Genomic DNA, 14,649 nt, shown 5'->3' with positions numbered 1-14,649 from the left:
ATGATGTGATTCAGGTTTTTTTATGCAAAAAAATTGAGATTAGCAATATTACTAACCTCAATTTATCTATAAGCCTTATTCAAAAGCCTCTGTTAATGGCGGCACCACTTGCTTCTTCCTCGACACAACTCCTGGAAGGCTGGCTTCAGCGTCAACCAGGTTCTTGCCAAAGGCTTGTTCAAATTTGGCCTTTGCGGAATCAGAACCAACAACCAATGCCTTAGAATCAGAATCAAGGACATTAGTGATCAAAAGCATGAACAAAGCATAATTATTTTCTTTAGCAGCAGTTTCCATTGCGGTCAGGAAGGCTTTTTTACGTTCCATTGCTTCAGGCAAATCGACAACATTAATTTGCGCAATACGCACCTCACTGCCATTTAGGGAGAAACTTTTTGCATCCAAATCAATTAATTCTTCTTCCGATTTATCAGCAATATTTGTTCCTGCTTTTAATTCCTTTAAGCCATATTTTTGGTAGTCGACTCCGGCAATTTTAGCTAACGCTTCAACAGCTGCGTGATCTTTATCAGTTGTAGTCGGTGATTTTAACAGCAAAGTATCAGAAATTATTGCGGACAACATCAGCCCTGCGATATTTTGCGGTATCTCTACCCCATTTTCCTGGTACATTTCCCACACAATCGTACTTGTACAGCCTACAGGTTCTGCACGATAATATAGCGGCTCAGATGTCGTAAAATTCATAATCCGGTGATGGTCAACAACATGGGTTACCTTCACCTGATCGCGATCGGGAACACTCTGTTGAGGCTCATTGTGGTCAACCAGCATAACAGCCTTAACTTCATTTGCAGCTGTCTTAATGACTCTAGGAGCCTTAAAGCCAAACTCTTTTAAAGCATAGGCGGTTTCATCGTTGGGCTCACCTAAAGCAACAGCCTCGGTATTATACCCTAATTTATTTTGCAAATACGAATAAGCAATTGCTGTACCAATTGCGTCCGTATCAGGATTTTGATGACCAAAAACCAATTCTTTTTCCATTTAAAGATTCCTCTCTTTCTATAAGCAAAACTACTTTTCTTCTAGTTTACTCGATTGCTTATAGTTATCCAAGAAATTTTTAAATTCAGCCAAAATATTTTCTATTCGTGGAACTTCTCTCTTGCCCTTACGATAAACTAGGGAAACGGAAAAGTCCTTCTCGGGCTTAAGATACACAGGTGTCAGCGTTATTTCTTTCTTATGGGCTTCATAATACGACTCATTGATAAACGTATCGTAATCATTGCCTTCTGCGGTCGAAACAAGTTGCTCTGTCGATGAAAAGCTGATTGGCACATCCATTTTATGCTTATTGCCAAAATAATCACGCATCAATTGTGACAGATAAAATTCTTCAGGATAGGCAACCCACTTGCGATCTTTCAGTGCAGAAACTGGATAAGTTTTACCCGACTCAAGATCTTTTTTATGGGTTAATACAACAATTCGGTCCTTGTAAATTTCAGAATATCGGTACTGTTGTTGTAAATCAACAATATTCTTTTTAGTATTATCGGGTAAGTACATAATTGCCAAGTCAATTAAGTTATTATCCAGCTCATGCCACAAGTCTTCACGCTTAAAGTACCGTACTTTAATTTTAATATCCGGGAAGCGTTTGCTGAAGTCAGCTAAAAACAAGTGCAAAATTTTTGTTGTGATGTTCTCCAGCATTCCGATTGTTATCGTTCCCTTGTCGGCTTGGGTAAATTCCTGAATGTCATCAACAACGGAGTTAATCGTATCTAATAATCTAATTGCACCAGTTTGCAGCTGCTTTCCAGCTTCGGTCAAGTAAAGTTTTTTACCAATTTGCCCAAATAAAGGAACACCAATAGTGCGCTCCAATTTTTTAATTTGCTGAGTCAGCGCTGGTTGCGTAATCCCTAATATTTGCGCTGCCTGTGTATAATTCATCGTATCAATTAATTGCAAAAAATAATGTAAAGATTTTGCGGAAAAAATTTTTTCAGTTTTTGGCATAAATTAACTACTTTCTATAAATGTTTAATCCCAATTTTAAATTATATAAATTTTTATAAGGTAAAAATCAAAGGTGTCAAAGTATAGTTTAACACCTTTAAACATTTAATGGTAGCCCTTTTTTAATTAATTAACCGGATTATTTAAAATTAATGTCTCTGGCCTGCCATCGACATTTGGATCAACAACGAATGAACCGTTTGAATAGCGGTCACCAAGCGGGAAATCATTAGTAGCAATTTTAATATGACGCGCACTTGAAGTAGTTAGCAGCAAAATATGATTTTGACCATAAGCAGCAAGTGCAGCAAGTCTGTGCGGCTTAGTCTTTAATTCCCTAAGTACCAATACCCCACGCTTAGCCCGTGTAACTTTATTTACCAGCTGCAGCTTAAACTGCTTGAAGGCCCCGCGTTGCGTAATCAAACCAACACGTATTAGAGGCAGGTATTCCGGTTTTGCAAGCACATAGGAAACAACATAGTCATCCTTTTTTAAATTGACCGATTTTACGCCAGAAGCTTTGGAACCGAGCTCCGGAACTTCACTTACATCGTACCTGACTGCATACGCTAAATGAGTAAAAAGCGTGATTTCCAGGTTAGACTCAGGCTCAATACAATCAACCCGCACTACGTTACTATCCGTACTTTTTAGTTTAATAACAGTCATCCCATGCGACCGGTAAGTTCTAGTTGGCTGCAAGTTAGCTAGTTGCACCTGCTTTATATAACCATCATTTGATGCAAGCAAAAAATTGCAGTTTTGTTTTAAATTATCGAAAACAAAAACACGAATAATCTTTTCATCAGCATCTAAGCCAACTTCTTGGGATAAATGCTGTCCGGGATCTTTCCATTTAGCATCAACCATCTCATGGACTGGCCTAAACACAACATTGCCCTTATTTGTAAACAGATAAAGGTAAGACAGGGTCGACAGCGTTTTTTCGTAGACTACTTCGTCGGTGTCGGGCAAGCCATTGTCATCATCGTCGCTTGATTGCCAAGATCTGAGCGATGAGCGCTTTAAATAGCCGTCCTTGCTGATAAGTACCCGCACCTGCTCATCTGCCACCAAAGCCTTTTTGTTGATTGTAATTTTAGAATTTGTTGCAGAGATTTTTGTCCGTCTGGGATTACCAAATTCTTTTTTAACTTCTGTCAATTCCTTGATAATCTCTTTTTCTAAAACCGCGTGATCTGCCAAAAGTGTGCGAAACTTTTCCACTTTTTTATCTAAATCTTTTTGCTCAGCAATCAATGCATTAACATCGGTATTGGTTAAACGATAGAGCTGCAGGGAAACGATTGCCTCAGCCTGGCGCTCGGTAAACTCAAATTCAGCTACCAGATTATTTTTTGCATCGGCCTTATTTTTAGATGCCCGGATCGTTTTAATTACCTGATCTAAAATATCCATTGCATGAATCAGGCCCTGAATGATCTCTAAACGGTTTTCGGCCTTGGTCAGATCAAACTGAGTTCGTTTTGTAACAACATCTTTTTCGTGTTCCAAATATGATGATAAAATGCGCTTCAAACCCACCTGTACTGGTGTCATGTGGTCAATTGCAACCATATTGAAATTATATGAAACCTGTAAGTCAGTATTTTTGAAGAAATAATTCAGAATGTTTTTCGCATCCGCACCCTTTTTTAGTTCAACGACAATCGAAAGCCCGTGGCGGTCAGTTTCATCGCGAACCTCAGCCACACCATCGATTTCCTTGTTCAACCGAATTTCATCCATTTTCTTAACAAGCAAGGCCTTGTTAACATCAAACGGAATTTCGGTTATAACAATCTCCTGCCGATGTCCCCGGATTTCCTGCACACTTGTTTTTGAACGAACTTGAATCCGCCCACGTCCTGTTCTATAAGCTTCTTTAATGCCGTCAGTTCCCATCACAATGGCACCAGTCGGAAAGTCAGGCCCCTTGACATACTGCATTAACTCATCCAAATCTGCATCAGGATGCTTTAACAAATAAATTGTCGCATCAATTACTTCAGCTAAATTATGCGGAGGAATTTCCGTGGCATAACCAGCAGAAATTCCTGTGGACCCATTAACTAACAAATTGGGAAAACGTGCTGGTAACACAGTGGGTTCATACTCTGTATCATCAAAATTAAGAACCATATTGACGGTATTTTTGTCAATATCCTGCAACAGCATGTTAGAAATTTTACTCAAGCGCGATTCGGTATACCGCATGGCTGCAGGGCCATCACCGTCCATGGAACCGTTATTACCATGCATTTCGACTAACGGTTCACGCATCTTCCAATCTTGTGATAAGTGGACTAAGGCACCATAAATGGAGCTATCGCCGTGTGGATGAAAATTACCCATGATGTTGCCGACAGCTTTAGCAGCTTTTTTAAACGGTTTGTCATAGGTATTATTGTCCTGAAACATTGCATAGAGAATTCGTCTTTGAACGGGTTTTAATCCATCACGGATATCAGGAAGCGCCCGCTCTTGGATAATATACTTTGAATAACGTCCAAAGCGTTCCCCCATAACCTGTTCAAGCGGCATTTCGCGAATTCGTTCACTTGTAGCCATATAAATATAAAACCCCTTTAATTATTTTCTTCTTCTAGAATTGAACTATTTTCGCCCATTCTAAATTTAACGTTTTCTTCAATCCATTTTCTGCGAACGGCAACTTTGTCACCCATTAGGGTTGTTACCCGCCGCTCAGCTAACGCTGCATCGTCAATTTTCACGCGGATCAGCATCCGTGATTCTGGATTCATCGTAGTCTGCCATAATTGTTCGGCATTCATTTCACCCAAACCCTTAAAACGCTGAAGGGCATAGCCTTTACCCATCTTTTTTTCGTCAGCTAAAAGTTCCTCATCAGTCCAGGAATATTTTTCCTGAGACTTCTTGCCGCGGCCCTTTTGCAGACGATAAAGCGGTGGCAGGGCAATATAAACCTTGCCCTGCTCAATCATTGGCCGCATATAGCGGTAGAAAAAAGTTAACAGAAGGATCTGAATATGGGCACCGTCATCATCGGCATCCGTCATAATGATGACTTTATCGTAATTGGCATCTTCTACTTTAAATTCGGCACCGACCCCTGCACCAATTGTGTAGATCATGGTATTGATTTCTTCGTTTTTAAAAATATCCTGCAACTTGGCCTTTTGCGTGTTCAAAACTTTACCCCGCAGCGGCAAAATTGCTTGAAACTTTCGGTCGCGACCTTGTTTTGCGGAACCACCGGCAGAGTCACCCTCAACCAAGAATAATTCATTTTTTTTAGGATTACGCGATTGAGCCGGGGTCAATTTCCCAGACAGAAGTTCTTTTTTGCGGCGCTTTTTGCCATTACGCGTTTCATTGCGAGCCTTTTTGGCCGCCTCACGGGCATCTCGTGCCCGCTGTGCCTTTTTGACGAGCTCCTGGGCCAATTCCCCATTCTCAAGCAAGTAGTACGAGAGCTTCTCATATACAAGCGCATCAACAGCAGATCTTGCCTGCGGTGTCCCAAGTTTACCCTTGGTCTGCCCTTCAAATTCGAGTAATTCTTCAGGAATCTTAACTGATAAAACAGCACTCAAGCCCTCACGGTAATCTGAACCGTCGATATTTTTATCCTTTTTACCGAGCAGACCCTGCTTTTTGGCATAATCGTTAAAGGCACGGGTAAACCCGCTTCTTGCGCCTACTTCATGCGTTCCGCCATCGGCAGTCCGGACATTATTGACAAAGGACACCAAATTTTCTGAATAACTATCGCTGTATTGGCCGCTGAATTCGAGCTCCATGCCATCCTGTTCACCAGAGAAGTAAAAAATATCACTTAATGTATCCTTTCCTTCATTTAAATAGGCGACGAAGGACTTTATCCCGTCATCATACTTAAATTCATCATGATGTTCAGGTTCACGCTCATCGGTCAAAACAAATTTGACACCCTTTAACAAAAAAGCCGACTCACGAATTCGTTCCTGAATGGTTTCGTATTTATACTTAATCGTCGAAAAAATCTTTTCATCCGGTTTAAAAGTAATTGTAGTTCCCGTTTTATCTTTGGTTTTACCAAGACACTTTAACGTCCCTACAGGATGACCGCCATCTGCAAATTCTTCTTCATAGGCTTTGCCATCACGCACAACCCTAACTTTCATCGAACTTGATAGGGCATTAACTACAGAGGAACCCACGCCGTGCAGTCCACCAGAGGTTTTATAATTTTGTTCAGTAAATTTGCCACCCGCATGTAGAACCGTCAGAATTACTTCAATTGTCGGCTTGCCTGACTTATGCATACCAGTTGGCATTCCCCGACCAAAATCCCGCACAGTGACGCTGTTATCCTTATGAATCGTCACATCGATTTCGTCACCATAACCGGCCATTGCCTCGTCGACAGAATTATCAACAATTTCATAAACCAGCTGGTTTAAACCGTGTATATCAGTCGAACCGATATACATTCCCGGTCTCTTGCGAACCGCTTCCAATCCATGAAGAATTTGAATTGACGAATCATCATAAGAATTTGTCTTTTTACTTGTTTTAACCAAATAAACTCCTCCAGTTACAAATCATTAAAAAGTCACCCCACTTCAAGTATTTTTTGCTAAAATAGCTTTAGATATTAAGAGAGCGGGATTTAAATGACAATTTTAAAAATAATGCTAATCTTTATTTTAGCATACTTGATCGGGTCCTTTCCTACCGGTGTATTAGTCGGTAAAATCTTCTTTCACGAGGATATTCGTGAATATGGTTCTGGCAACATTGGAACAACCAACTCATTTCGTGTGCTGGGGCCGATTGCTGGCACCTTTGTTTTAGTTGTTGATGTTTTAAAGGGAACACTGGCAACAGACTTGCCTCTGTTGTTTCATATTAAAAGCCATAAATATTTATTGTTGATCTGTGGCGGACTAGCAATTCTTGGCCATACCTTTTCTATCTACCTCAAATTTAAGGGCGGCAAGGCAGTTGCCACAAGTGCTGGGGTCTTTTTAGGCTATAATTTGCAATTTTTCGGTGTTTGCGCGGCAATTTTCTTGCCGCTTGTCTTCATCACCTCATACGTCAGCTTATCAAGTCTGATTGCAATCGTCTTAATTTTCATTGCCACTTTTTGGTTTCATGATATTTTTCTGACAATCATTGCGGGAATTATGCTGCTTATTTTGTTTATTCGCCATAAAGATAACATTAAGCGGCTAAGCCACCACAATGAAAATATCATCCCGTTTGGCCTCTGGTATTGGTATAAAAAGGCCCATCACAAGCTATAAAATAGAAAACCAGTAAGAATTTTCTTACTGGTTTTCTATTATACTCTTAAGTTTTGCGCAAACAAGTGTTTGCAAATTGTTAACTATTATTTATTCGTGAAAGGCCATACTGAACCCGGCATCAAAACTCTGCCCTTCTTCAAGGTGGTTCATGCCAAACTTAGTTTCCAATTTACCATCTGTATCAGTCTTATCCGCTACACCCCACCAGGGTTCAACACAGACAAAATTGGCTGTCTTAGGATACTGCGACCAGATACCCACAAATGGTGCATCCCTTGTCCAAACATTAACGTGGTAATCGGAAAGATCTGTTCGCAGTGACACTTTATTATCGTGCCCCCGCAACTGAAAAATTAAGGCATCATTCTTAAATAAATGATCACTTAAGGTGATTAAGCTGTTGGTTGAAGCCAAATAACGGTTGTCCCAATCTAAAAACGGACCTTTTAAGGGGATTTTCACCCGCGCCACCGACGGCAAAGTCGTAAAATAAAAGTCTTCTTTCCGGCAGCTATCATTTACAGGAACATTAAAGCCCGGATGACCACCAATCCCAAAAATCATTTCTCTATCCGATTTATTTACTACACTAAAGTTCTCTTCTAGCAAATTATTGAGAAGATTATAATTAACTCGTAATTCAAACTTAAAAGGATAGACAGCGCGTGTCTGTTCCGTATCCTTTAACAACAAAGTAATGCTTTCAGCTGTATGCCGTTCAACGGTAAATTCGTTGTCACGGGCAAAGCCATGCTGCGTCATATGATAAGTTTTGCCTTGATAGGTATACTCATCATTTTTTAAATGTCCAACAATTGGAAACAGAACAGGTGCGTGTCGTCCCCAAACTTGCGGGTCTGCCTGCCAAATATACTCAAAATCGGTTAACTGGCTCTTAACACTTTGAATTTCTGCACCCTTGCTGGAAATAACAACTTTTAAAAAATTATTTTGAATTGTGTAGTCCATAATAATTACCTACAACTTTATAAAATAAACTTAGTTAAATCTTTATTAGTTATTATATCACTAAGCTTATCATCAACATAAGATTTAGTAATGGTGATCTCGCCCATTTCCATATCTGGGCCTTCATATAAAACATCCTCAAGCAGTTTTTCTAAAATGGTCGCCAATCTTCTTGCACCGATATTATCGGTTCCCTGGTTAACGTTAAACGCGATCTCGGCAATCCGTTCAACTGCTTCCTGTGTAAAGATTAACTTAATTCCATCAGCTTTAAGCAGCGCAATGTACTGCTTTAAAAGTGAATTTTCGGGATCCTTTAAAATCTTGACAAAATCTTCTCTAGATAAGGCATTTAGCTCAACTCTAATTGGGAAACGACCCTGAAGTTCCGGAATCAAGTCACTCGGTTTAGATTCGGCAAACGCCCCTGCAGCAATAAACAAAATATGATCGGTAGCAACTGGACCATATTTGGTCTGCACCGTTGAGCCTTCAACAATGGGAAGAATATCACGTTGCACACCTTCACGGGAAACCTCACCTGAAGTTTTCTTATCACCTGCAGTGATCTTATCAATTTCATCAATAAAGATAATCCCGTTATTTGTGGTGTGCTCAATCGCCTTTTGGTACAAACTATCGTAATCAACCATTTTACGTGATTGCTCTTGAATCAAAACTTCACGTGCATCTTTAACTGTTAACGTCCGTTTTACTTTTTTCTTTGGGACAAGATCATTCAGCATTGAATTCATATCAATACCCATTTGGCCCATCATATCGCCCATTGGATTAACTTTCGGAGCCTGTTCGACCTCGATTGTTACTTCGCGTTCTTCAAGCAGGCCCTTGCTTAACTGTTCGGAAACCGTTAGCCGCTGATTACGAATATCGTCGGTCACTTCTTCTTGATTGTTTTCCTTACCCGCATCATTTTGACCGCCCATCAGCATTGACATCATATTTTGCATTTGCTGCATCTGGTTTTCCCGATTTTCACGTTTAATTCCTGGAACAAGGAGACGCACCAATTCTTTATTGGCTTCCTTCGTTGCCTGAGGGCGAACGCGCTCAAACTGCTCCTTTTCTTCCATGCGCACAGCTTCATTAACCAGGTCACGCACCATTGACTCAACATCCCGGCCAACATACCCAACTTCGGTAAATTTTGTTGCTTCCACCTTAACAAACGGAGCATCAACAATATCTGCCAGCCTACGGGCAATTTCTGTTTTACCAACACCTGTTGGTCCAGCCATCAACAAATTCTTAGGTGTAATATCCTTCTGCATCTTTTTGGAAAGCTGCATGCGGCGATAGCGGTTATATAAGGCAATCGCTACAGACTTTTTAGCTTCATCCTGCCCAATAATGTATTCGTTTAAAAGAGCAACGATTTGCTTAGGTGTTTTAATATCCATATTCTTCTCCTAATTTAGAGTTCATCGGTAATGATTTGATTATCTGTAAAAATATCAATTCCAGATGCAATTTCGACAGCTTCATGCGCAATTTCTGTTGCTGACATTCCTGAAGAATGCCGTGTTAAAGCAATTGCCGCTGCTTGGGCAAAATTGCCACCAGAACCAATTGCTACAACATTTTCATCAGGTTCAAGCACTTCACCGTTACCAGAAATCAGCAAGAGATCTTTTTCATCAAATGCGATTAGCATTGCATCTAACTTCTGTAAGGTTTGGTCTTTGCGCCAAGATTGCGCCATTTCGACTGCTGCCCGCTTCAAGTCGCCGCTGTAAGCTTCCAATTTGCCTTCAAGCATATCTTGCAGGCTCACTGCATCGGCAACACCACCGGCAAAACCAATTACTACGCGATCATGGTAAATTCGTCTGATCTTTTTAGCGGTTGCCTTTGCAATTACTTTTTCACCCAAAGTAACTTGCCCGTCACCAGCGATCGCTGTCTTGCCATTAAATTTTACTGAACATATTGTTGTCATTTTTTTGCCTCATCCGTTTTCTTATTACGTAAAAAATATTTCTGATAATCCGCCTGTAAATGTGCCATCGTCACATGGGTATAGATCTGGGTCGTCGATAAATTACTATGCCCCAAAAGCTCCTGCACACTGCGTAAATCTGCACCGTTATTGAGCATCGCCGTAGCAAAAGTATGCCGCAGTTCATGGGGATGAACCTTACCGCTGACTCCAGCTTTATTGAATACCTTTTGCATAATATATTCAATCCCTCGATCTGTCAGCGCTTTACCTTGATTATTTAGAAAAACAACTCCTGGATCTTCCTTATTGCCCAGTAATTTTTTTCTGGCATCAGTCAAATAATTATCTAAAGCTGCTTTAGTCTGATCATCAAAAGCAACATAACGGTCCTTCTTGCCTTTCCCATGAACCAGAATAATTTTCAAACTTAAATCAACCTGTCTTAGTATAAGACTGCTAACTTCACTTACTCGCATCCCCGTTGTATAAAACAACCTGAATAATGCTAAGTTACGAACCGTTAACGGTTCGCTTCCTTCTAGTGAAGAAAAGACTTGCTTGATTTCTGTATCATAAAAGAATTGCGGCAAGCGCCGGTTCTTGCTGCGCAAAGAAATTGTTTGCGTTGGATCAATTTTTGCCAGTTTTCGTTTTAACAAAAAATGATAAAAAGAGCGCAGCGTTGACATTTTCCGCAGTTGGGAAGATCTGGCTAGCCGCTTATCAGCCAGTTGTTGAAGGTAAACCTCAACATCACGGGCTGAAATACTTTGCCAATTTTTAAAGCCGCCATTTTGCTGCCAAAAAGCTTTTATTTCTTCCAGGTCAGTTTGATATGCCCGAATGGTTTTTGCACTATATCCGCGCTCATTCTTTAAGTATGACACAAACAGGCTAATTTCTTTATCTTCCTTAGCCATTTACTTTAAAACTTCCGCCTTAAATTTCGCCAAGCTAGCTAGACCACGCTCACTAATTTTAACGTGGCGTTCTTTTTTATTGCGAATTTTTTTACCTACCAAACTAGGCAAGAGGGCAAAGCTCGCGTTCATCGGCTGAAAATGCTTGGCACTAGTGGTTGTAACATAATTGGCCATTGAACCCAGAGCCGTGTCTTTGGGAAAAGCCACAGTTTCTTCGCCGACAGCCTCTCTTGCAGCATTAATTCCGGCAACTAGACCACTGCCGGCACTTTCAACATAGCCTTCAACCCCGGTCATTTGTCCCGCAAAGAATAATCCCGCTTGTTTTTTGCTTTCATAACTGGCCTGCAAAATTTCGGGTGATGCCAGGTAAGTATTGCGGTGCATCTTGCCATAGCGGACAAACCGAGCATTTTCTAAGCCGGGAATCATTGAAAAAACCCGCTTTTGTTCGCCATATTTTAAATGTGTTTGAAAGCCAACAATGTTATACATTGAGGCAGCAGCATTATCCTGGCGTAACTGCACCACAGCATAGGGTGTTTCACCTGTATGCGGATCTTCTAACCCTACCGGCTTTAACGGCCCAAACAACATGGTCTTGGGACCTCTTGCGGCCATTACCTCAATCGGCATACAGCCTTCAAACACATCGCTATTTTCAAATCCGTGCATCTGAGCTGTTTCTGCTTCAACCAAATTATGGGTAAAATTCTCGTATTCAGCTTTATTCATGGGACAATTCAAATATGCTGCCTCACCACGATCATAACGCGATTTTTTATAAACCACTTCCATATCAATCGAATCGGCGGCAACGATTGGAGCAGCTGCATCAAAGAAGTGCAGACTGTCAAGCCCCGAAAAAATCTGAAGCTGCTCAGCTAGGCTGTCACTTGTTAGTGGTCCAGTAGCAATTATCGTAATTCCAGAAGCGGGAATTTGCGTTATTTCTTGATCATGAAATGTAACATTCTCTAATGCATGCAGCTTAGCCGTCACATATTGGCTAAACTGTTCACGGTCAACGGCCAAAGCACCACCTGCAGGTACTCTGGTTGCATCAGCAGCTTGTAAAATCAGTGAGTCAAGCTGCCGCATCTCTTCTTTTAATAAACCGACTGCATTTGATAGTTGGTCTGAGCGCATCGAATTCGTACAGACCAGTTCAGCCAAATTGCCCGTCTTATGTGCAGGGGTCAGCTTGCTGGGACGCATTTCATAAAGTGCAACCTTAATGCCGCGACTTGCCAGTTGCCAGGCGGCCTCACTGCCAGCCAGACCCCCGCCAATCACACTTACTGTTTCTGTCATCTTAACTTCCTTTGCTAATAATTTGTTCTTAATATAAGAATATCATCAAATTAGTGAAAATTTGATGATAATTGCTTATTTTTAATTTTATTTAACTATCCTCTTTTTCCTTCGGCTCTTCACGATAATCACCATTAGGACAGAGAATAACAAGTCCATTTTTGGTCTTTTTCTGCACCAAAAAGTGCCCGTCGTTTGGACAATTACGGCCAATCGGCTGATCCCAAGAAACAAAGTCACAGTCTGGGTAACGGGAGCAACCATAAAATTTACGGTTGCGTTTGGATTTCTTTTCAACCACGTCCCCCTTACCACACTTAGGACAAATTACCCCCACTTTTTTAACAATTGGTTTGGTATTGCGGCAGTCTGGGAAGCGGGAACAAGCATAAAACTTGCCATAACGCCCCATCTTAATCAGCATTGGGGCACCGCAAATATCACAGTTAAAGCCTGCTGGCTCATCCTTGATCTGGACCTTCTCAATTTCCGAATCAGCCTTGTCCAATTCTTTCTTAAAAGGATGATAATACTTATCGATCACCTTAACCCAATTCTTTTTACCGTCTTCAACTTGATCCAGATCAGTTTCAAGCTGCGCCGTAAAATCAATATTAACAATATCGGGAAAGAACTTTTCAATTAAATTGTCGACAATTTCCCCTAATTCAGTTGGCACAATCGATTTGGCTTCTAATTTAACATAGTAACGGCGCTGAATCGTATCAATTGTTGGCGCATAGGTGGATGGCCGGCCAACGCCATTTTCTTCTAGCGCGTGAACCAGACTCGCCTCTGTATAACGGGCAGGCGGCAAGGTAAAGTGCTGTTTGTTATCGGATTTAGCCAATTTAACCTTGTCGCCTTCGTTAAGGTCGGGCAGCTCAACGTTTTTCTCTTGCTGGTTATCGTACACCTTAGTAAAACCAGCAAATTTCATCTTGGAGCCGGTGGTTCTAAAGATAACCCCATTTTGCTCAATATCAGCACGAACAGTGTCGTAAACCGCCGGTGTCATTTCACTCGCCAAAAAGCGTGACCAGATTAATTTGTATAGACGATACTGCTCCGTCGTCAAAATTTTCTTTAACGATTCTGGTGTACGGTAAACACTTGTCGGCCGGATCGCCTCGTGGGCATCCTGAGCATCCTCTTGATTTTTAAAATGCCGCGGATTCTTAGAAGCATATTCGGCACCATATTGCTCGTGCAAAAACTTGGAAGCTTCGGCCTGAGCAACCGGCGATGTTCGCTTGGAATCCGTCCGCATATAAGTGATCAAACCGACTGTTCCCTGACGGTTACCTAGGTTAATTCCTTCATACAGCTGCTGGGCAATTGACATTGTCCGTCTTGTCCGATAATTCAGACGCTTATTGGCCTCCTGCTGCATCGTGGAGGTGGTAAAAGGCGCTGCTGGCTGTCGTCTTCTTTCGCGGCTGACAACCTTAATAACTTCAAAATCCTGTTTTTTGTCAATCTTGGCTAAAACTTTCTTAACAGCTTCATTATTCGGAAGCTCCTGTTTCTTGCCATTGATTCCCCAAAATTGAGACTTAAATTGTTTGCGGGCCTTCTTAAATTCCGCATCAATCGTCCAATACTCTTCGGGTTTAAAACTCTTGATTTCCTTTTCCCGGTCAATTACCAGTTTCAGGGCAACAGACTGCACCCTTCCGGCACTAAGACCCTTTTTCACTTTAGCCCATAAAATTGGTGACAGCGAATAACCCACGATCCGGTCAAGAATCCGCCGCGCCTGCTGGGCATTAACCGTATCCATGTCAATCGAACGGGGATGCTTAAAGCTATTTTTAACCGCATCCTTGGTTACTTCATTAAAAGTCACCCGATTTTGCGCCTGATCGTCCAGATTTAAGGCGTGAGCTACGTGCCAGGCAATTGCTTCACCTTCACGGTCGGGGTCGGAGGCCAAATAGACTTGTTTTGCTTTTTTAGCTTCACTCTTTAACTCTTTAATTGTATCGCCCTTGCCACGAATGGAAATATACTTCGGCTTGTAATTATTATCGAAATCAATGCCCATCTGTGATTTCGGCAGATCACGAATATGGCCCTTAGATGCAATCACCCGGTAATTTCGGCCCAAATATTTTTCAATTGTTTTCGCCTTAGCCGGAGATTCGACAATCACCAAATTCTTTTTATTTCTACTCTTACTTGTCTTAGTAGGCATTCACTGCCT

The 14,649-nt window shown here is 41.3% G+C and carries 11 protein-coding genes; 1 reads left to right on the top strand and 10 read right to left on the bottom strand.

The genetic code is table 11. The features are described 5' to 3' along the window. Positions 1-75 precede the first annotated feature (75 nt). The 4 genes from PT285_RS05720 to parE all read right to left on the bottom strand — a co-directional run bounded on the left by PT285_RS05720 (position 76) and on the right by parE (position 6,542). Complete coding sequence (locus PT285_RS05720; protein WP_277148615.1) at positions 76-1,008, bottom strand: manganese-dependent inorganic pyrophosphatase; 933 nt, start codon at positions 1,006-1,008, stop codon at positions 76-78. Between the two features lie 30 nt (positions 1,009-1,038). Further along, positions 1,039-1,992 carry a LysR family transcriptional regulator gene (locus tag PT285_RS05715; protein WP_277148614.1) on the bottom strand — a complete coding sequence of 318 codons (954 nt, stop codon included), beginning with the start codon at positions 1,990-1,992 and terminating at the stop codon, positions 1,039-1,041. A gap of 126 nt (positions 1,993-2,118) precedes the next feature. Continuing rightward, a complete protein-coding gene (parC, locus tag PT285_RS05710; protein WP_277148612.1) occupies positions 2,119-4,566 on the bottom strand; it encodes a DNA topoisomerase IV subunit A in 2,448 nt (815 codons plus the stop codon). A gap of 17 nt (positions 4,567-4,583) precedes the next feature. After that, positions 4,584-6,542 (bottom strand): DNA topoisomerase IV subunit B, encoded by a 1,959-nt coding sequence (gene parE / locus PT285_RS05705; protein ID WP_277148609.1) that lies wholly within the window; start codon positions 6,540-6,542, stop codon positions 4,584-4,586. Between the two features lie 93 nt (positions 6,543-6,635). Here parE and plsY point away from each other — a divergent pair, with 93 nt between their 5' ends. Continuing rightward, positions 6,636-7,271, top strand: a complete 636-nt coding sequence (plsY, locus tag PT285_RS05700; protein WP_277148607.1) for a glycerol-3-phosphate 1-O-acyltransferase PlsY — start codon at positions 6,636-6,638, stop codon at positions 7,269-7,271. A gap of 90 nt (positions 7,272-7,361) precedes the next feature. Here the strand turns inward: plsY and PT285_RS05695 are convergent, their stop codons facing one another. From PT285_RS05695 to topA, 6 genes are all read right to left on the bottom strand, one after another. Next, entirely contained in the window at positions 7,362-8,243 is an 882-nt protein-coding gene (locus tag PT285_RS05695; RefSeq protein WP_277148606.1) for an aldose 1-epimerase family protein, read from the bottom strand. Positions 8,244-8,260: 17 nt separating this feature from the next. Further along, positions 8,261-9,664: an ATP-dependent protease ATPase subunit HslU gene (hslU, locus tag PT285_RS05690; protein ID WP_277148604.1), complete on the bottom strand. Its 1,404-nt coding sequence runs from the start codon at positions 9,662-9,664 to the stop codon at positions 8,261-8,263. 14 nt (positions 9,665-9,678) lie between these two features. Next, positions 9,679-10,203, bottom strand: coding sequence for an HslVU peptidase proteolytic subunit (gene hslV, locus PT285_RS05685; protein ID WP_277148602.1), 525 nt, complete (start codon positions 10,201-10,203; stop codon positions 9,679-9,681). Next, the gene (xerA, locus tag PT285_RS05680; RefSeq protein WP_277148600.1) at positions 10,200-11,126 is read right to left on the bottom strand and encodes a site-specific tyrosine recombinase/integron integrase; all 927 of its coding nucleotides are present in this window, start codon (positions 11,124-11,126) and stop codon (positions 10,200-10,202) included. The genes hslV and xerA overlap by 4 nt, the downstream gene beginning before the upstream one ends. Further along, positions 11,127-12,443 (bottom strand): methylenetetrahydrofolate--tRNA-(uracil(54)-C(5))-methyltransferase (FADH(2)-oxidizing) TrmFO, encoded by a 1,317-nt coding sequence (gene trmFO / locus PT285_RS05675; protein WP_277148598.1) that lies wholly within the window; start codon positions 12,441-12,443, stop codon positions 11,127-11,129. Positions 12,444-12,534: 91 nt separating this feature from the next. Next, the gene (gene topA, locus PT285_RS05670) at positions 12,535-14,640 is read right to left on the bottom strand and encodes a type I DNA topoisomerase (protein ID WP_277148596.1); all 2,106 of its coding nucleotides are present in this window, start codon (positions 14,638-14,640) and stop codon (positions 12,535-12,537) included. Between the last annotated feature and the right edge of the window lie 9 nt (positions 14,641-14,649).

The sequence above is a fragment of the Lactobacillus sp. ESL0791 genome (genome assembly GCF_029433255.1).
Classification (GTDB): Bacteria; Bacillota; Bacilli; order Lactobacillales; family Lactobacillaceae; genus Lactobacillus.
The sequence above is the reverse complement of the archived record's forward strand: the minus strand, read 5'-3'. Positions and strand labels throughout refer to the sequence as shown.

Bases quoted from the DNA above. Each gene is read 5' to 3' on its own strand.
- PT285_RS05720 (WP_277148615.1), bottom strand. From the start codon at position 1,008: ATGGAAAAAGAATTGGTTTTTGGTCATCAAAATCCTGATACGGACGCA.
- PT285_RS05715 (WP_277148614.1), bottom strand. From the start codon at position 1,992: ATGCCAAAAACTGAAAAAATTTTTTCCGCAAAATCTTTACATTATTTT.
- parC (WP_277148612.1), bottom strand. From the start codon at position 4,566: ATGGCTACAAGTGAACGAATTCGCGAAATGCCGCTTGAACAGGTTATG.
- plsY (WP_277148607.1), top strand. From the start codon at position 6,636: ATGACAATTTTAAAAATAATGCTAATCTTTATTTTAGCATACTTGATC.
- PT285_RS05695 (WP_277148606.1), bottom strand. From the start codon at position 8,243: ATGGACTACACAATTCAAAATAATTTTTTAAAAGTTGTTATTTCCAGC.
- hslU (WP_277148604.1), bottom strand. From the start codon at position 9,664: ATGGATATTAAAACACCTAAGCAAATCGTTGCTCTTTTAAACGAATAC.
- hslV (WP_277148602.1), bottom strand. From the start codon at position 10,203: ATGACAACAATATGTTCAGTAAAATTTAATGGCAAGACAGCGATCGCT.
- xerA (WP_277148600.1), bottom strand. From the start codon at position 11,126: ATGGCTAAGGAAGATAAAGAAATTAGCCTGTTTGTGTCATACTTAAAG.
- trmFO (WP_277148598.1), bottom strand. From the start codon at position 12,443: ATGACAGAAACAGTAAGTGTGATTGGCGGGGGTCTGGCTGGCAGTGAG.
- topA (WP_277148596.1), bottom strand. From the start codon at position 14,640: ATGCCTACTAAGACAAGTAAGAGTAGAAATAAAAAGAATTTGGTGATT.